Source organism: Pseudomonas sp. 2(2015), assembly GCF_000955865.1.
Classification (GTDB): domain Bacteria; phylum Pseudomonadota; class Gammaproteobacteria; order Pseudomonadales; family Pseudomonadaceae; genus Aquipseudomonas.
In genome coordinates, this window is the sequence record NZ_JYOF01000011.1 from 194,091 (window position 1) to 212,191 (window position 18,101).

Here is an 18,101-nt window from a genome sequence, read left to right on the forward strand (position 1 = left end):
GGTTCAGGTCACCGTGGCCGGGGCGGGGCTTGCTTCAGGTTTGCGCAGGGGCTCCAGGCGCGATTCGCTGTAGCGGGTTTCGCGGTAGAACTTCCAGCGGCCGAACAGGCAGTACACATTCATCACCCGTCCTTGTTCCTTATAGCCCATGCGCAGGTGCAGCTTGAGCGCCGGGATGTTGTGGCTTTCGCACACGTCCACCACGGTGTCGCAGCCCTGGGCGGCCATGGCCTTCCACAGCTCCAGTTGCAGGTCGACCGACAGTTGCGTGCCCCAGTATTTACGGGTCAGTTCGCCACCAAACTCGAAAAACTGCCCCGGTTCCACCGGGAACCAGCAGCCGTAGAAGTGGCGGTCGTGGTAGTGGCGCAGGCTGCCCCAGATAAAGGCCACAGTGTCGCCGGCGTCATCGAGGAACATCAACCCGGTATGGCCTTCGGCAGCCAGTTCGCGCATGGTCTCGATGCGGTCGCCAAAGTATTTGGCAAAGGCCCGCACGTTGTGCACGGTGATGGTTTCGACCCGCAACGCCGGGTAGGGTTTGAGTTTGTGCGGCGGTACGGGGCTGACCAGGTCGCGTTCCATCCACAGCAGTTCCCAGTGGTAGAACAGGTAACGCTTGACCCCGGCGTTGATGGTATTGCGCAGTCCTTTGCGCTTTATACGTTCCTGGATTTTGCTCAAAGCACTCATGGTGCCTCCTGTTTCCGGCAGGTGAGGTGCGCGCTCATGACGCGCTCCAGGTCAGGGCGAACAGGGTTTGCCCCGGCAGTTGAAAATGGATGCGGCCTTGCTCGCAGGCGTACTGCGCGCGGCGGCTGGTGTTGTCCGGGCCGAAGAAGCTCAGGGCGCCTTCGGGGCAGGCTTGCTCGGTGGCGAGGCTTACCTGCTGCTGGCGCTCGCCCTTGTTCACCCCCAACAGACTGCGCTGCTTGCCACGGGCCATGGCCAGGGCGTCGACTTCGAAGGCGTCGTTGTCCAGGGCCAGCACCTGGTCGAGCCAGTGCTGCTGGATGAACTGCTGGGCCAGGCCCACGGGCTTTAGTTCAAAACGGTTTTCGCCCAGCACCCGGACCATGCCCTTGGGCCATTCGGGCTCGTCGGCGACGTGGAACCAGTTGAGCATGTCGAGCAGGCCGTCCTGGGAGGCGTTGATCACCACCGAGGCCCACCACAGGGCGGTGAAGTGGGTTTCCTGGTCGTAGGGGCTCAGGCTCGAGCCGCTGGAGAGGTTGGTCTGGTCCAGCAGCAGCGCCTTGTTCGGCCGCCCCTGGGCATCGAGGCCGACCAGCCTGGCGGCCTGGCGCACCGAGTCGCGGTAGCTGCGGGTGGCCAGCAGGTCGCGGACCATCCATTCGTGCCAGGCCAGGGCGTCGATCTGCGCACCGTGCTCCTTGAGCAGGCGCTGTGCCCAGTCAAGGCCGATGCGCTTTTCGCTGTCGCTGTGCAGCGGGCCGTTGACCAGTCGCGAGCTTGCCGGCATGGCGATGCGCACCCCGGCTTCGCGGGCGCCGGGGCTGCGTTGTACGCGCTCGGCCATGGCCTGGAAGTAGCGGCTGAAGGTGGGGTAGTCGCTGTAGTTGAGGTTCGGTTCGTCGGCGAAGGCCAGGTAGTGCAGGCTGTTGCCGCCCAGCGTGCGGGTGGTGTTCAGCCAGTCGTCGAGGCCGTCGTTGCGGATGCGGTCGGCGGCCAGTACCGATTCGCGGCCGGTGCCGGCCAGCAGGGTGATGTCCTGTTTGATGTTGTAGCGTTGCTGGTAAAAGCTGCGAAAGGCAGTTTCATAGCCAGGCTTGCGTGCCAGCAGGTCGGCGAAGCTGTAGTAGCCGGCTGCTTGCGGTTGCAGGGCATCGAGCACGGCGTAGCTTGATGGCGGCGGCAGTACATAGGGCAGGTTGACGCCCAGGTCCGGGGTGCGGCCCAGTACGGTGTGGCCAAGGCTGAGCGCGACCTTGCCGTCGCTGTTGTGTAGCGGGCGTAATTGCCCGGGCTGCTGGGCGAACAGGTTGGCGCTGCCGTCGAGCCAGAACGCCACCTTGCCACGGCCTTGCAGTTGCAGGCGGAAGGTCTGCTCTTTACTCGACTGCGGCAGCGCCAGGCGATCGAACTGCCAATAGGCGGGGTAGGGCTTGAGCGCCAGGCTCAGTCGCTGGCTGTCGCCCAGGCGCTGCACCTGCAGGCTGCGTACGCCGCCATGATATTTGCCGGCCAGGGTGGCTTTCTCGCCCGCGGGCACTTTGAAGTACAGCTCGACATTGGGCCCGACTTCGGCGCTGAAGTGCACCTTGGCCGGGGCGAACAGCGCCCGGGTGCTGTCGGCATGCTCGATGCGGTAACGGCGAAAGCTGTAGCCGGGGATTTCCACCTGGTAGTCGCTGCCGCTCGCCGCCAGCGGCCATTGCACCCGGCCTCGGCTTTCATTGGCCTCGATCGCGCGCTCGGCCTGCAAGTGGCCCTGGCCGTCGAGCAAAAAGATGCGCTCGGGGTTGGCTTCGGCCTGCCAGGCCGGTTGCCAGCTGACCGTGACGGTGTCGGCCTTGCTCGCTTGCAGGTACAGGCTGCCATCGCGCAAGTCGCCCCATTGCAGGGGCGCAGCCTGTAGCGTGGCGCTCACCAGCACGCTGCTCACCACCAGGGCCAGGGCTTTCATGCCGGCCGCCGTTGCAGCATCTGCCGAAGCGGCGCGAGGTCGCTGGGCAGTACCAGCAGGGTTTGCCAGAACGGCACGCCGCTGAGTTTGCAGTACAACAGCAGCATCGCCAGGGTCACCGCCAGGTAGGCGATGGATGAGGCCGCCGCAGCGCCGACGATGCCATAGGTGGGGATCAACAGCACGTTGAGCAGCAGGTTCAGCGCTGCGCCCAGGCCCATCATCAGCGATACCGTACCGGGGCGGTTCTTGCCCAGCAGGTCGAGGCGCAGGATGCTCGCATAGCACAGGCCGAACAGCCCCGGCAGCAAGGCCAGCAGCGCCGGATAGGCCGGTTGGTACTCGGCGCCGAACAGGGTGACGATCAGCCACTCGCCAATCAGCGCCATGCTCAGGCAGGCGCCGAGCATCACCGTGGCGGTCAGGCGCAGGGCCAGCGGGGTGAGCTTGTCCATGCCGGCGTCCTGCTGCAGCAGGCGTTTCATCAGCGGTGTGGTCACCGCCTCAGGGACGATCAGCAGCAGTTCGGCGGCGGCGCTGGCCATGGCGTAATGGCCTAGCGCGGCGCTGCCGAGCATGGCGCTGATGAACAGGTAGTCGGAGCGCAGAATCACCTGCTGGAACAATAAGTCCGGGTGGCTCTTGGCGCTATAGGAGAGCAGCTCGCGCTGGCCGCTGCGGTCCCAGCACAGGCGGATCGAGTGCTGCCGGCCGAGCCAGTACAAACCGAGCATGACCACCAGGCTCAGGCCCAGCAGCCAGCTGATCAGCGCCGCTTCCAGGGCCGCGTGCTGCCACATCCAGAACAGGCCGACAAACAGCAGCAGCGGCACCAGCGACTCGGTCAGGCGCAGGGCGTTGAAGGCGCCGACGCCGCCGGTGGCGTTGTGCAGGGTCAGCAGGCCGCTTTTAAGCACCGTCAGCGGCACCGCCAGCAGCAACAGCCAGGCCAGCAGGCCCAGCTGGGTGGTCACTTCCAGTTCTGTGCCGAACTCCCGGGCCAGGGCCACGCAGACCAGGGTCAGGGCGCCGGCCACCAGGCAGCCGTAGATCAGCACCTGGCTGAGCAGCAGGCCCATGCTGCGCTGCTTGGCCGCCTGGTAACCGACGGCGGTGTTGAGCCCGCCGCTGGTGGCGGCGCTGATCAGGTCGGGCAGGGTGCTGAGCAGGGCGAACAGGCCGCGCTCGCTGGGGCCAAGAATGCGCGCCAGCAACACGTTGCGCATCAGCCGCAGGGCGATCATCGCCAGGCGCGTGCCCATGCTCAGCAGCAGGTGGCGCACGTAGTGGCTGCGGCTCATGGGCGGCCTCCGCGGCTGATGCGCCAGGCCAACAGCGAAGGGCGGCTGGCGCTGCGCTGGCTGACACTGATACGCGGCAGGGCCAAGGGGTCGTCATGGCCCTGGCAGATCCCGGCGCGGGTGCTCAGGGCAAAGGGGTAGCGGTGCGCGGCCAGGCGCTCGCGCACCCGCGCGTCGTGGTCGCCGTTGGGGTAGCAGTACACCGGCAGCGGCTGTTTGCAGCCCTGTTGCAGGGCGTAGTGGCTGCGGCTCAGTTCTTCTTCCAGGCGCTGGTCGTCCAGGCCCGGCAGCAGCGCGTGGCTGGCGCCGTGGGGGCCGAAGCTGATCAGCCCGGAGTTTTCCAGGTGGCGTACCTGGTTCCAGTCCAGGGCCTGGGGCAGTGATTCAGCCGGGCAGGCGTCGGTGAGGTGATGCAGGGCCATCGGGCTGAGGCTTTTCAGGCTTTGCAGGTATTTGCCCAGGGCCTGGCTGCGCGCGTGTGGGCGCTCGTTCATGAAGTAGGCCGCCGGCAGCGGCCGGCCGATCTTGCGCAGTTGCTCGATCAGCGCCCGGCGGGAGATTTCGCCGTGGGTGCCCCACAGGGTTTCGCCGAGGCTTTCCCACCAGAAGCGCTGGCGGCTGCCGATGTAGTCGGTGGACAAAAAGATGCTCGCCGGCACCTGGTATTGCTGCAGCAGCGGGAAGGCATTGAGGGCGTTGTCGCGCCAGCCGTCGTCGAAGGTCAGGGCCACTTTCGGCCGGTTGCCGGTGCGCGGGTGTTCGTGGGCCTTGAGCAGGTCCATCAGGTGTACGCAGTCAAAGTGGCGTTGCAGCCAGCGCAGCAGGCGTTCGAAGGCCTGGGGGCCGACGCACAGTTCATTGCGGTGCGGCAGGGCGGCACTGTCGTCGTCGGCCAGCACCCGGTGCAGCATGAGGATCACCCCGGCGCCGCGCAACTGGCTGCGGCCCTTGGGGGAGTTGAGGTACAGCCAACCGCTGGCACGCTTGATACTGGTTTTTATCGGCATGTCAGGTGCTCATCGAGTCTGGTCGGGGTTCCATTGGTTGTAGCTGTGCCCGCGTAAAAACTGCCACAGGCCGACGCTCATGCCGGCCAGGGTCACCAGCACGAAGGCCGCCAGGCGAAACGGTTTGGGCAGGCGCTGGCGCACGTCCAGCAGGCCGGCGATGGCGATGGCATAGCCGAGCAGTTGCGCGGCCAGGGTCAGTTGGTAAAAGCCGTGGCCATCGAGCAACCACAGGTTGGCCAGCAGCAGGGGCAACAGCAGCACCGGCGCCAGGCGGCGGATCAGCTTGTGGCTGATCAGGGCAATGGCGTACAGGCCGTGGCGCAGCGGGTTGAGCAGTTCGCGGCGGGCAGCCAGGCTGATCAGGCCGCCGACGGTGACGCGCTGGCGGCGGCTGAACTGGCGGTCGGCCTCGTCCACGCCCTGGTCGAGCACCTGGGCTTCGTCAACGTAGACCACGCGTTTGCCGGCCACCGGTGCGCAGGTGTTGATGTAGAAGTCGTCGTTGACCCGCGCCGGAATCGGCTGGTACAGCTCGCGGCGCAGTGCCTGCAGGGCGCCATCGGCCGACACCGTGCAACCGGTGCGGCTCTCCACCCGGCGCAGCCAGGCTTCGTAGTGGCGGTACAGGCTTTCGCCCAGGCTCAGGCCCTTGCCAGCCTCGGGGATGATCATCTTGCCCACCGTGCCGCCCACTTCAGGGTCGGCAAAGGGTGCCAGCAAGGCGGCGAGGGTGCCGTCGATCCAGTGCACATCGGCGTCGGTGAACACCACGATGTCGCCCGTACACTGGGTGACGGCGACGTTGAGCACGCTGTTCTTGCCCATGCGCGGCAGGTCCAGGACCTGGATGCGCGGGTCGTCAAAGCTGCGCGCCAGGGCCACGGTGCGGTCCGTGGAGCCATCGCTGGCGACGACGATCTGCAGGCTCTGGGCCTGGTAATCCTGGGCCAGCAGGTTGCGCAGCTTGTTGTCGATATTGCGCGCTTCGTTGTGCGCGGCCACCACCACGCTGACCCGCTGCGGCGCCAGCGGCGCGGGGCGGTGACGGGGGAACAGCGGCGCCGCCACAGTCAGCAGCAGCGGGTAGCCCAGCCAGGCATAGAACGGTAGCAACAGGCACAACCAAAAGATGAACTCAGCCACGGGCGGGCCTCCTTGCGTTCCAGTTGAACAGGCTGAGCACGAAGGCCGCGCCGGCCAGGTGCAGGCGAATCCAGTGCAGGCCCCAAAGCTGCAGGGCGAACAACAGGTCGCGGTGTTTCAGGCTCTGGCGCAGGCTCAGGGCCAGCGCGGGCAAGCTGGTGACCAGCAGCAGCAACAGCGCCAGGTGCGGGTAACCGTCGAGCAGCGCCGACAAAGCCATGAAGTCGAGCAGCCAGGCGCCCAGCGACAGCAGCGGAAAGCGCAGCAGGCGCAGGCTCGGGCCGTTGCTGCGCAGCAGTTGCAGGTTGCTGCCCTGGCGCCACAGCTCCTTGCCCAGCCATTCGCGCCAGCTGCCCTCAAAACCCCAGTGCAGCACCACCGGCTCGCGCAGGGCCAAAAGCCGCGCGCCGGCCTTGTTCAGGTGCCAGGTAAAGTCCTTGTCTTCGCCGGTGCGCAGGGTTTCGTTGAAGCCGCCCACCTGATCGAACCAGTGGCGCTGCATCAGCAGGTTGGGGGTCGGCAGCCACTGCATCGGGTGCAGTGCCGGCAAGCCTGCACGCAGGGTCCGGCGTTGCCAGGCGCGGGCGAACCAGGGCGCCTGGCGCGGGGTGTCGCAGTCCAGGGCGAAGACGTCGCCACGGCCTTCGCCATGCAGCTTGAGCAGCAGGCTCAGCCAGTGCTCGGGCACTTCGATGTCGGCATCGAGAAACGCCAGCCACTCACCGCTGCTGGCCTGTACGCCACGGTTGCGCAGGGCGCCAATGGTCAGCCCGGGCAGGCTCAGCACCTGGGCGCCGAGGCTGCGGGCGATTTGCGGGCCGTCGTCGCTGGAGCCGTTGTCCACCACCACCAGCTCGCAGTCAAGGCCGGCATCGGCGGCGGCGCTCAACGCCGACTGCAGGGTCCGGGCGATGTGCCGGGCTTCGTTGAACATCGGCACCACGACACTGACCTTCATGCCTTCACCTGCGCCGGTTGCGCCTGTTCGGCCTTGAGCCGCAGCACGCTGGACAGCGCCAGCATGATCCACAGGTACTTGTGGTTGGGCGCGCTGAGGAACATCAGGAACAGGCTGATGGCGAGCATGCTCATGCACAGGTGGGTGAGCAGGTCGGCCTGGCCCTGCTCACCCTGGCGCAGCCACTGGCGCCGGGCGTACCAGACGTTGTACAGGGCCAGCAAGACCATGCTGACAAAGAGGATGCCGGCCGGTATGCCGACCTCGCTGAAGATCTCCAGGTAGGTGTTGTGCGCGCGGCGGTACAGGTCGCCGACCTTGCGGTTGGCCGAAAACGCCTTGGCGTAGCCGGTGGTGGCGTAGTGCAGGGGGAAGGTGCCGGGGCCGGTGCCGAGCACCGGGTGTTCGCGGATCATCTTGCTGCCGACCACGATGTACGACGAGCGCCGGCCCAGGGAATCGTCCTGGAAGGCATTGACCCCGGACTTGAGCAGCGCCAGCGACTGGATGCGCGCCACGTAGCTGGCCGGCATCAGCGCCACCAGGGTCGGCAGCAGAATGGCCAGGCCAAGCATGGCAAAGCCCAGGTGCCGCGGGCGCAGGTGGGCGACCTGGGTGCGGTAGTGCACCAGCACGATGCCCAGGCTGATCAACAGCACCACCAGGCCCGAGCGCGAGTTGGTCTTGGTCATGCCCGCCAGCAGCAGGATGCAGCAGGCGATCCAGAACAGCTTGTGCAGCCGCCGCGGGCTGTTGAACACCAGCCACAAGGCCATGGGCACGGCGATGGCGATGAGCATGGCGAACACGTTGGGGTCTTCCAGCAGGCCGGCGGCGCGGCCTTCGTCCTGGTACTTGGCCGAGGCCATGGCCATGATGCAGGTCAGGCTGACGCTGAGGGTCACCAGCCGGTACATCATCGGCAGGTCGAGGTCACGGCCAACCAGCAAGGTGATGCCGAACAACAGCAGGCCCACGGCAAGCTCGCGAAAGTGCCCCAGGGACATCTCGCTGCTGTCGCTGGCCCAGAAACTCAGCAGGTACAGCGCCATAAACCCCAGCAGCAGCCGCCACATGCTGCTGCGCAGACGCTCGGCGGGCAGTTGCTTGACCGCCAGTTGCAGCACCAGCACCAGGGCCAGGGCCGCGCCGATCATTTTCGAGGCGGTCAGCTCGCTGTCCTTGAACAGGCCTTCCAGCGGCACCAGGGTGATAATTGCCAGCAGTCCCCAGGCCGGGCGTTTGTACAGCGCCAGCAGGCCGGCCAGGCCGATTACCGCGCCGGGGGCGAGAAACGGGTAGGGGCTGGCCAGCAATGCCACGCAGGCGATGGCCAGCAGGCCGATCAGGGACAGGGGAATGATCATGCGCAGGTCTCCGTGGCCGCGCCCAGGTAAACCCGGGCCCAGCGTTGCGCCAGCGTCGGCAGGTGATAACGTTCGCGTTGGGTGCGCCGCGCCTGGGCGATCAGCTCGCCGGCCTGAGCCGGGTCGAGCATCAGCGCCTCAAGCTGGGCGGCCAGCTCTTGCACCGCCAGGGGCCGGGCCAGCAGGCCGCTGCGCCCGTGTTCGATCACATCGGGGATACCGCCGACCGCAAAGGCCACCACCGGCACGCCATCCTGCATGGCTTCGAGCAGGATCATCGGCGTGCCTTCGGTGCGCGAGCTGATCACCAGGGCATCCAGGCGCGCCATCCACTGGCGCATGTCGGCCTGAAAGCCGGGCAGGCGGATGCGCTGGCTTAAACCGGCGGCGTCGATGCGTGCTTGCAGGGCGTCGCGCTCGGGGCCGTCGCCGAGCATCACTGCGTCGAGCTGCGGGTGGCGCTGGCACAGCGGGATCAGCGTATCGAGGAACAGGTCCGGGCCTTTCTCGCAGCTCAAGCGGCCAACATAGCCGGCCAGCCAGCGGCCAGCGCCAGGGTGGCGTGCGGGCAGGGCGTCGGCCTCGGGCAAGCCGTTGGGGATCACCTGCAGCTTGTGCTCGGCGACCCCGGCCTGGCGATGGATGCGCTTGATGCTCTCGGCCACGCAGACCACCCGCTCGATGGTGGCGGTGCGGCACAGCTGCAGGCTGATCCAGGTGTACAGGCGCTGCTTGCGGCTGCTGGGGGTAAAGCCGTGCTGGGTGGCGACCATCGGCAGGCGCCACAACTGCGCGCCCAGCCAGCCGAACAGCAGGCCCTTGAAGTTGTGGCTGTTGATCAGCGGCTGCTGGTCGTGGCGCCGACGCAGTTCAGCCAGCAGCTCGCCGACCCCGTCGCAGGTCTGGCAGGCCACGCCGGCGGCGCGAAAACGCGCCACCAGTTGCTCCGGGGCCCCGAGAAACAGCACCTGGTGCTGCCCCGGGGTGGCCTGGCAGTGGTCCAGCAGCATCCGCTCGGCGCCGTAGAAGCCGCCACTGCTGAGCAGGTGCAGGATCGGCCGTGGCGGGTTCAGGGCTGCGTTCAATTGCGCACCCAGTGCACCAGCCGCGGCAGCGACCAGCCCTTGTAGGGGTTGGGGGTTTCCGGGGTCTGGTCGTTGATCACCAGCAGTACCGGCAGGTCCAGTTGATGGCTGATTTGCGCCGGGTGTTTGAAGCGCCGGTCAAAGAACTCTTTGACGTACACCAGGGCAATCGCCAGCAGCAGGCCGGTGAGCATGCCGAACGGCACGATCAGCAGCGGCTTGGGAAACGCCGGCTCCGCAGGCTCGTACGGGGCGCTGAGGATGCGCGCGTTGGACAGGCCGTTGAGCAGGTCGGCGCCGCGCGATTCTTCGTAGCGCTGGGTGTAGGTGAAGTAGGCCTTGTGCAGGGCGTCGATCTCGGTGTCGAGCTGGCGCGCCTTGCTCTGGGTTTCTTGCAACTGGTGCACGCGGCCTTTGAAGTCGGCGATGCGCGCGGTCTTCTGGGCGATCACGTCCTGGACCACGGCCAGGTCCTTCTCGCGCTCCTTGATGCGGTTGGCGACGATCTTCAAGAACTGCTGGCGGGTCTTGGCGATCTGTTCGCGTTGCAGCAGCATCTGCTCGCTGCCGGGCTGGAACACCGCCAGGTCGCTGACGTAGGTCAGCACCAGGGTGGTCAGCTGTTCACCGAGCTGTTTGATTTCGCGGTCTTCAAAGGCCACGTTGTCGACCGTGGTGGTGAAGGTGTAGGGGAAGGCGAAATCGCGCATGTTGGCGTTGCTGGCCGCGGCCAGGCTGGTTTTCAGGTAGTCCAGCCACTGCTGGCTTTGCAGCAGGCGGTCGCGGTACTGGTTCAGTGCCTGTTCTTCGGTGTTGATGGCGTTGAGGCGGAAGGTGATCTCTTCTTTGGGGTCCGAGGAGCCGATGCTTTCGAGCATGCCCAGGCGCTTGCCTTCGAGGTCATCCATGCGCACCTGGTACTGCAGTTTCTTCTGCTCGTAGAACTGCTCGGGCAGCTCGTTGGACTGCAGGTTCTGGCGGTTGCGCAGGTAGTTGTCGAGCAGGCGGCTGACGAACAGCGTGCCCAGTTTCGGGTCGGGAAAGCTATACGTCACCGAGACCACGTTGGAGCCGGGCAGGGTTTCGACCTTGAGGTCCTTGATGGCGTCGTCGGTGAGGGTGTCGAGCTGGGTGTCGCGCACCGGGTCGACCTCGAGGCCGAACAGCGAGCGCACCGGGTTGACCACGTACTCGCGCAGCGGGTTGATGATGCCGCTGCGGATCGGCCCGAACACCACCCGCTGCATGAAGCTGGGCGGGATCTCGTACTTGCCCTCGGCGCGCAGCTGGCTGATGGTTTCGCGGATCAGGGTCGGCGAACGCAGGATATTGCTCTCGGTCTCCATGTCGGCCAGCGACGGCGGGATGAACTTGTCGGTCTCCTGGGCGAGGGTGGTGTTGGTGTCGCTCTGGGACAGTTTTTTCGACTGCACGATCACTTCGGCGGTAATGTCGAAGCTCTGCTTGAGCACCAGCGGCAACAGCAAGGCGATCACTGCGAAGACCAGGAACACCCGTTTGACCAACTGGCGGTTGGCAAAGAAGATCCTGAAGAATTCATGCAGGTAGTTTTCTTTTGTATTCATGCTCGGATACCCGCCTGGAATTAGTTGTTGTCGCTGTCTTTGTTGTCAACGCGATAACCGAAGCTGAAGCCGACCCCCTGGAACAGCACCACGTCAGCCAGTTGCCGGGCCAGGTCGCCGGCGCTGGCGAGCTTGGTCTTGGGCACGTAGAGCATGTCGTCCGGCTGCAGGTAGGCCACTTGCGCGGCGCTGGCATCCAGGGCCTTGTCGACGTTGTAGGGCACGGCCTGCACCTGGTTGCCGTTGCGGCGCATGATCACCACCGAGTCGAGCCGCGCCTTGACGTTCGGGCCACGGGCCAGGGTCAGGGCTTCAAGCACCGACACCGGGCGGCGGATCGGGTAGGCGCCGGGCTGGCCGACTTCACCCAGTACGTAGATCTCGTTGACGGCGGTGGACTTGAGCATCACGTCTACGGTCATGCGCCCCGGCAGGTCGGCGTAGCGCTTGTTCAGGTAGGTCTGCAGCTGGGTGACGGTCATGCCCTGCAGCGGCACCGAACCGATTTCCGGGAAGCTCGCCTGGCCGTCGCTGCCGACGGTGATCTCGCGGCTCATGCCGGTGGCCGGGTGGTTGAGCGCGCTCTTGAGGTTCTGCTCGTTGGTCAGCGGGCTGATCACCTGCACGGTGACGTTGTCGCGCCCGGGCTGGAACAGACGCTTGTTGCGGTAGGCCTGCTGGATGGTGCGCCGGGCTTGGTCCGGGGTTTGCCCGGCAACGTTGACCGAGGTGTTGGCCCGCGGCAGTTCGATGGTGCCGTCGGGCAGCACCAGCTGGTTGCCGTTGAGCGAGCTGGCTGCCGGGAAGGCCAGGCCGACGGTGTCGCCGGACTGGATACGGTACGACGCCGAGCCGCTGGTGCTGATGTGGAAGATCACATCGAGCACGTCCTGCGGGCGCAGCACCTGTTCGCTGCGCGGCAGTTCGGCGTCCTGGGCGTTGGCGGCATTGGCGGTCATGATCTGTACCGGCATCTGCCGGGTGTCCTGATTGGCGCAGCCGGCCAGGGTCAGCAGGCACAGCGCGAACGTCGTGTATTTCATGTGAGGCTCCTGGTCTGCTGGCCTAAAGGTTGTTGTACAGCCACTTGGGCATGTAGTACTTGCGCCGGTTGAAGACGCTGCCGATCAGCCTGGCACCGGCCTGGGTCAGGCGCTGGGCGGCGGCCTGGGCCACTTCCCAGCGGGTTTCCTCGGCGCACACGACGAGAATCACGCCATCGACCAGGGTGCCGATGATCAGGCTGTCGGCGCTGGCGTACACCGCCTCGCCGTCGATCACCACGAAGCGGTAGTGCTCGCCCATGTGCTTGAGCAGCACCCGCAGCAGGTCGGGGTTCAGGCGCTCCTTGCCGCGCTTGTAGGTGCCGGCCGGCAGCACGTCGAACGGCTGGTCGGACAGGCGCACGATGCAGTCCTGCATCAACGGCGGGGTGTCCTGGTCGAACATCAGGTCGTTGAAGCCGCGCAGCTTGTGCAGGCTCAACTGCTGGCTGAGGTTGTTGCCGCTGGGGCTGCTGTCGACCAGCAAGACCGGGCCGCCGCTCATCAACGCCAACTGGCTGGCAAAGGCCAGGGCGCTGGTACTGGTGCCGCTGCCGGTGTTGGCAGCGGTCAGCAGCAGGATGCGCTGGTCTTCATCGAGCACCGTGGAGGTCAGGTTGGTTTCGCTCGGGGTGGCGATCGTCAGACTTCTTGAAGTAGAACCGTCCATTCAACTTGCTCCGTGGCCGCTGAAGACTTTGAAGGGAGTCTTGAAGAGGATCTTCAGATCCAGCATCAAGCTCTGTTCGTTGATGTAGCTCAGGTCCAGTTCGACTCGCTGGTCGAAGTCTATGTCGCTGCGTCCGGAGATCTGCCACAAGCCGGTCATGCCGGGGTAGATGCTCAGGCGGGCGAGGTGGTTGTCTTTGTAGCGATAGGCGTTGAACGAGGTGGGGCGCGGGCCGACCAGGCGCATGTCACCGAGCACCACGTTGAACAGGTTGGGCAACTCGTCCAGGCTGCTGCGCCGCAGCCACTGGCCGATCGGGGTGACGCGCGGGTCTTTGTCGATCTTGAAATCGATGGCATCGGCGCCGTGCTTGTTGAGGTGGCGCACCGAGTCCTTCAAGGCCTCGGCGTTGGCGACCATGGTGCGGAACTTGTACATGCCGAAGGCGCGGCCGCGATAACCGGTGCGTTTTTGCACGAAGAACACCGGGCCGGGGCTGCTGAACTTGACCAGCACGGCCAGGCCCAGCAGCAGTGGCGAAATGATCGCCAGAATGCACAAGGCACCAAAGCAGGCGACCACCCGGTTGGTGCGCGACAGGGTCCAGGGGCGCCCGCCGGCACGGCCGGTCAGCCAGCCACGACCTTGCATGTGAATCGCCGCGTCGATGCGCTGGCGGTGCGCGGGGTCCATGCGCTTGTCTTGATACAGTGCCTGCAGTTGCGCACTTTTAGGTTGTCCTGTCATACCGTTCTCCGTTGCTGCGCGGGCAAGTGCCCGTTGACCCGCACCGCGTCCCGGTCAAGTTGCGGGTAGTACTGATGAAACCAGGCAATAAAACGCCCGAGCCCTTCATCCAGCGAAACCTGGGGGGTGAAGCCGGTGACCTGTTCCAGGGCGCTGGCATCGGCACAGGTGGCCAGCACATCACCCGGTTGCAAGGGCAGCAGCTCGATGCTGGCGCTGCGTTGCAAGTGTTTTTCCAGCAAGGCCACGTAGTCGGTGAGTTCCACCGGGCGCTGGCCGCCGATGTTGAACAGGCGCCACGGCGCGTGGCTGCTGGCCGGGTCCGGATGCTCGCGGTCCCAGGCCGGGTTGGCGGTTGGCGCCAGCGGGATCAGGCGTACCAGGCTTTCGACGATGTCATCGATGTAGGTGAAGTCGCGCTGGTGCTGGCCGTAGTTGAACAGCTGGATCGGCCGGCCTTCGGCAATCGCCCGGGCGAACTGGATCGGCGACATGTCCGGGCGGCCCCAGGGGCCGTACACGGTGAAAAAGCGCAGGCCGCTGGTGGGGATGTCGAACAGGTGGCTGTAGCTGTGGGCCATGGCCTCGTTGGCTTTTTTGGTCGCCGCGTACAGCGACAGCGGGTGGTCGACGGCATCCTCGACCCGGTACGGGGTGTGCTGGTTGGCGCCGTACACCGAGCTCGACGAGGCATACAGCAGGTGCTGCACCGGATGGCGGCGGCAGCCTTCGAGAATGTTCAGAAAGCCGCTGAGGTTGCTGTCGATGTAGGCCCGCGGGTTTTCCAGCGAGTAGCGCACCCCGGCTTGCGCGGCCAGGTGAATCACTACCTCGGGTTGCTCGCTGGCAAACAGCTCGGCGATGCCGGCGGCATCGTTGAGGTCGAGGCGGTAGAGGGTAAAGGCTCTGGCCTCAGCTTCGACCCAGCGCACCCGCGCATGCTTGAGCGCCGGGTCGTAGTAGTCGTTGAAGTTGTCCAGGCCGATCACCTGGTGGCCGTCGCGCAACAGCCGCAGGCTGCAATGGGCACCAATGAAACCGGCGGCGCCGGTGACCAGGATCTTCATGGCGCCGGTACCTCCGGCTGCACCTGGCGCAGGCCGATGCCACTGTAGCTCAGGCCGTAGGTGGCGACCTGGTCGGGGTTGTACAGGTTGCGCCCGTCAATGATCAGGCGGCTGCGCAGCTTTTTCGCCAGCAGGGCGAAGTCGACCACGCGAAAGTTTTTCCACTCGGTGCAGATCACCAGGGCGTCGGCGTCTTCCAGGGTGTCGTCGCGGGTGGCGCACAGCTGCAGGTCTTTGCGGTAGCCGTAGATGCGCCGGCATTCGGACATCGCCTCGGGGTCAAAGGCGCACACGGTAGCGCCTTCGGCCCACAGCGCTTCCATCAGGTAGCGGCTGGGGGCTTCGCGCATGTCGTCGGTGTTGGGCTTGAAGGCCAGGCCCCAGACCGCAATCGACTTGCCGGCCAGGCTGCCAGGAAAGCGCTGCTTGAGCTTGGCGAAGAGGATCTGACGCTGGCTGTCGTTGACTTCACTGACGCTTTGCAGCAGGCGCAGCGGCATGCCGCTGCGTTCGGCGGTGTGCAGCAGGGCGCGCAGGTCCTTGGGAAAGCACGAGCCGCCAAAGCCGCAGCCGGGGTAGATGAAGTGGTAGCCGATGCGCGGATCGGAGCCGATGCCTTTGCGCACCGCTTCGATGTCGGCGCCCAGGTGCTCGGTGAGGTTGGCCAGCTCGTTCATGAAACTGATGCGCGTGGCGAGCATGGCGTTGGCCGCGTACTTGGTCAGCTCGGCGCTGCGGTTGTCCATGAACATGAGCTTTTCATGGTTGCGGCAGAAGGGCGCGTAGAGCTCGGCGAGCTGGTCGTGGGCCTGGTCATCGGCGGTGCCAACGATGATCCGGTCCGGACGCATGCAGTCGGCCAGGGCGCTGCCTTCTTTAAGGAATTCGGGGTTGGACACCACCCGCACCTTGAGCGCGCCCTTGCCCAGGCGCTGCAGTTCTTCGCCGGCCAGGGCGGCGACCTTGTCAGCGGTGCCGACCGGGACGGTGGACTTGATGATCAGGGTGCGATCGGCTTCCATCAGCCCGGCGATCTGCCGGGTCACCCCCAGGACATGGGAGAGGTCGGCCGAGCCGTCTTCATCCGGCGGCGTACCGACGGCGATGAAGATCAGTTCGGCGTGACTGACCGCATCACTGGCCTGGGTGCTGAACAGCAGGCGGCCTTCCTTGATGTTTTCTTCGAGCATGGCCGAAAGCCCCGGCTCGCTGATCGGCGGTACGCCCTGACGCAGTTGACTGATCTTGTGCGCATCGACATCGACGCACAAAACCCGGTGTCCTACGTCTGCGAGGGCCGCAGCTTGCACAAGACCGACATAGCCGGTGCCAAATACGCTCACGTCCATGTCGGCGTGCCTCGTATGGAGTAATGAGGATGAAACAGTGGTGTGATTTCGGTATAGCCCACCCGTGGGAAGTCGTGTCAATCAAATGGCATGTTTCGTCGGATTTACACTCGCTGTGATTTGGGCTTTTTGCTATCAAGCCGTTCTAAATCCGGGGGTTAGCATTGGTGAGCACTGGCCAATTGCCGCATCGCAAAACGATGAACGGTCGAAGCCCGCGATAAACAAGGCGTTTATGGATGTGGATGTTTCACGAATGCAACGCTTTCGCGTTTTTGAACTGTCAGAATTGGCGCCGCCAAGTTGGGTCAAAAAACTGACGTTGTTCCGGTTTGCGCTTTGGGTGGTGACTGCTAACGTGTCAATGTCCGGGTGCTTGCAAGGTCAAAATTGGGCGAGGGGAAGATGTTCAAATACGTCAAGGAACTGCTGCTGGCGCTGTACCTGCTGAGCAATTACCCCTATTACCTGGAGCGCTTGCAGGCCATCGGCCTGAGCCCGGCGTTGCTGTTGTACCTCGGCGTCCTGGTGCTGCTGGTGCTGGCCTTGCTGCTGTGCGCCAACATCCGCCAGGCCTGGCTGCGCTGGGGCTTTGCCCTGGTGTTCAGCGCCAGCGCGGTGTTCTTCGATGCCTACACGCGCATTACCGCCGACTATCTGACCTACAGCGGTTTTATCTCGATGGTGTATTCCGGTGGTTTTATCGGCGAGGCCATCGAGCAGTACCACAGCGTGATCCTCCGGGTACTGGGCAGTTCGCTGCTGTTGCTGCTGGGCCTGGGGCTCAAGCCACGCCACCCTGTGCCCGGGCCCGGGGCGCTGCCGTGGGCGGCGCCGCTGCTGGGCATTGCCTTGCTCACGGCGATTCTGTTCGTGCGCGCCGGTGAAGGCGCGCGCGGCCTGCCGATCATGTACACGCCGCTGGCCTATGCCAACCTGATGCTCTACGAGTCGCTGCACGACAGCGTCGGCCCCCGTGAGCCGGTGACCCTGGCACGCAGCGGCCCGGCCCTGGCCCGCGATATCGTGCTGATCATCGACGAAAGCGTCTCGGGCAATTACCTGGACCTGAACACCGCCCATGGCGTGCGCAGCCAGCTCAACCAGGCCCGGCCCGGGGTGAGCATTTTCAATTATGGCTACGCCGCCTCGATCGCCAACTGCAGCTCCGACACCAACGTCACCCTGCGTTATGGCGGCACCCGCGACGACTACCTGCGCATCAACTCGACCTTGCCGTCGATCTGGCAGTACGCCAAGGCTGCGGGCCTGGGCACCGTGTACATCGACGCCCAGCGCACCGGCGGCAACCTGCAGAACCTGATGAACGCGGCGGAAAAACGCGACATCGACCAGTTCATCCAGTTCGACAGCACCCCGGTGCGTGATCGCGACATGGCCGCTGTGGCCAAGCTCACCGAGCTATTGGCCGACGGCAAGGCGCAACTGATCGTGATCAACAAGGTCGGCGTGCATTTCCCCGTGCACGACAAATACCCCGACGACTTCATGACCTACCGCCCGGCCTTGCCGCGCGGGCAGTACACCGACATCACCGACACTGGCCGGCGCGACGGATTCAATGGCCAGCCCGAAGACTGGGTGCTGTACCGCAATTCGTACATGAACAGCCTGCTGTGGAACGTCGGCGAGTTCTTCAACCGCCTGTTCGCCAAGGCCGACCTCAGCCAGGCGGTGCTCATCTACACCTCCGACCACGGCCAGGACCTGCACGAGCGCGGCAACCCGGGGCTCAACACCCACTGCGACAGCAACCCGGTGGAGGAGGAGGGCCTGGTGCCATTGGTGGTGATCCAGGGCCAGGGCCTGCAGACCCTCGACTGGCAGGCGCAACTGGCAACCAACAAGGACCGTTCCAGCCACTACAACATCTTCCCCACCCTGCTGCAGCTGCTCGGCTACGACCCGGCCGGCATCGCCGCGGTGTACGGGCGCTCGCTGGTAGTGCCGACCGACGACCCGTTCAGCTTCAACACCCGCTTCAATGCGCGGCTGGGGGCGAAGCCGGTGTTCAAGCATATTGACCTGAGCGAAGTGGTGACCCCGGGGGCGGCCTTGCCGAATGCGCAGATGCCGGTGGGCCAGGCGGATTGAGCGGGTGAAGGCA

The 18,101-nt window shown here is 65.3% G+C and carries 15 protein-coding genes; 1 reads left to right on the forward strand and 14 read right to left on the reverse strand.

Going from position 1 to position 18,101, the window contains the following annotated elements; translation table 11 throughout:
- Positions 1 to 3 precede the first annotated feature (3 nt).
- Genes UB48_RS15955 through UB48_RS16020 form a run of 14 tightly spaced genes read right to left on the reverse strand, consistent with a single transcriptional unit; the run spans position 4 to position 15,973 of the window.
- Entirely contained in the window at positions 4 to 693 is a 690-nt protein-coding gene (locus UB48_RS15955) for a GNAT family N-acetyltransferase (RefSeq protein WP_045198752.1), read from the reverse strand.
- Between the two features lie 34 nt (positions 694 to 727).
- The gene (locus UB48_RS15960) at positions 728 to 2,647 is read right to left on the reverse strand and encodes a hypothetical protein (RefSeq protein WP_045198754.1); all 1,920 of its coding nucleotides are present in this window, start codon (positions 2,645 to 2,647) and stop codon (positions 728 to 730) included.
- Positions 2,644 to 3,948 carry an oligosaccharide flippase family protein gene (locus tag UB48_RS15965; protein WP_045198756.1) on the reverse strand — a complete coding sequence of 435 codons (1,305 nt, stop codon included), beginning with the start codon at positions 3,946 to 3,948 and terminating at the stop codon, positions 2,644 to 2,646. The genes UB48_RS15960 and UB48_RS15965 overlap by 4 nt, the downstream gene beginning before the upstream one ends.
- Positions 3,945 to 4,955: a polysaccharide deacetylase family protein gene (locus UB48_RS15970; RefSeq protein ID WP_045198758.1), complete on the reverse strand. Its 1,011-nt coding sequence runs from the start codon at positions 4,953 to 4,955 to the stop codon at positions 3,945 to 3,947. Before UB48_RS15970 ends, UB48_RS15965 begins: the two co-directional genes overlap by 4 nt.
- A gap of 9 nt (positions 4,956 to 4,964) precedes the next feature.
- Positions 4,965 to 6,101, reverse strand: coding sequence for a glycosyltransferase family 2 protein (locus UB48_RS15975; protein WP_045198760.1), 1,137 nt, complete (start codon positions 6,099 to 6,101; stop codon positions 4,965 to 4,967).
- Positions 6,094 to 7,059: a glycosyltransferase family 2 protein gene (locus UB48_RS15980; RefSeq protein ID WP_045198762.1), complete on the reverse strand. Its 966-nt coding sequence runs from the start codon at positions 7,057 to 7,059 to the stop codon at positions 6,094 to 6,096. The genes UB48_RS15975 and UB48_RS15980 overlap by 8 nt, the downstream gene beginning before the upstream one ends.
- The gene (locus UB48_RS15985; RefSeq protein WP_045198764.1) at positions 7,056 to 8,426 is read right to left on the reverse strand and encodes an O-antigen ligase; all 1,371 of its coding nucleotides are present in this window, start codon (positions 8,424 to 8,426) and stop codon (positions 7,056 to 7,058) included. Before UB48_RS15985 ends, UB48_RS15980 begins: the two co-directional genes overlap by 4 nt.
- Positions 8,423 to 9,511 carry a glycosyltransferase family 4 protein gene (locus UB48_RS15990; RefSeq protein WP_045198766.1) on the reverse strand — a complete coding sequence of 363 codons (1,089 nt, stop codon included), beginning with the start codon at positions 9,509 to 9,511 and terminating at the stop codon, positions 8,423 to 8,425. The genes UB48_RS15985 and UB48_RS15990 overlap by 4 nt, the downstream gene beginning before the upstream one ends.
- Positions 9,508 to 11,097, reverse strand: coding sequence for an LPS biosynthesis protein (locus UB48_RS15995; RefSeq protein WP_045198768.1), 1,590 nt, complete (start codon positions 11,095 to 11,097; stop codon positions 9,508 to 9,510). Before UB48_RS15995 ends, UB48_RS15990 begins: the two co-directional genes overlap by 4 nt.
- A gap of 20 nt (positions 11,098 to 11,117) precedes the next feature.
- Positions 11,118 to 12,140 (reverse strand): polysaccharide biosynthesis/export family protein, encoded by a 1,023-nt coding sequence (locus tag UB48_RS16000; RefSeq protein ID WP_045198770.1) that lies wholly within the window; start codon positions 12,138 to 12,140, stop codon positions 11,118 to 11,120.
- Positions 12,141 to 12,162: 22 nt separating this feature from the next.
- Positions 12,163 to 12,810, reverse strand: a complete 648-nt coding sequence (locus UB48_RS16005; protein WP_045198772.1) for a CpsD/CapB family tyrosine-protein kinase — start codon at positions 12,808 to 12,810, stop codon at positions 12,163 to 12,165.
- Positions 12,811 to 13,557 carry a sugar transferase gene (locus UB48_RS16010; protein WP_045198774.1) on the reverse strand — a complete coding sequence of 249 codons (747 nt, stop codon included), beginning with the start codon at positions 13,555 to 13,557 and terminating at the stop codon, positions 12,811 to 12,813.
- Positions 13,554 to 14,624, reverse strand: coding sequence for an NAD-dependent epimerase (locus UB48_RS16015; protein WP_045198775.1), 1,071 nt, complete (start codon positions 14,622 to 14,624; stop codon positions 13,554 to 13,556). The genes UB48_RS16010 and UB48_RS16015 overlap by 4 nt, the downstream gene beginning before the upstream one ends.
- Complete coding sequence (locus UB48_RS16020) at positions 14,621 to 15,973, reverse strand: UDP-glucose/GDP-mannose dehydrogenase family protein (protein ID WP_045198776.1); 1,353 nt, start codon at positions 15,971 to 15,973, stop codon at positions 14,621 to 14,623. Before UB48_RS16020 ends, UB48_RS16015 begins: the two co-directional genes overlap by 4 nt.
- A 405-nt stretch (positions 15,974 to 16,378) precedes the next feature.
- Here UB48_RS16020 and UB48_RS16025 point away from each other — a divergent pair, with 405 nt between their 5' ends.
- Positions 16,379 to 18,088, forward strand: a complete 1,710-nt coding sequence (locus UB48_RS16025) for a sulfatase-like hydrolase/transferase (RefSeq protein WP_045198777.1) — start codon at positions 16,379 to 16,381, stop codon at positions 18,086 to 18,088.
- Positions 18,089 to 18,101 lie beyond the last annotated feature (13 nt).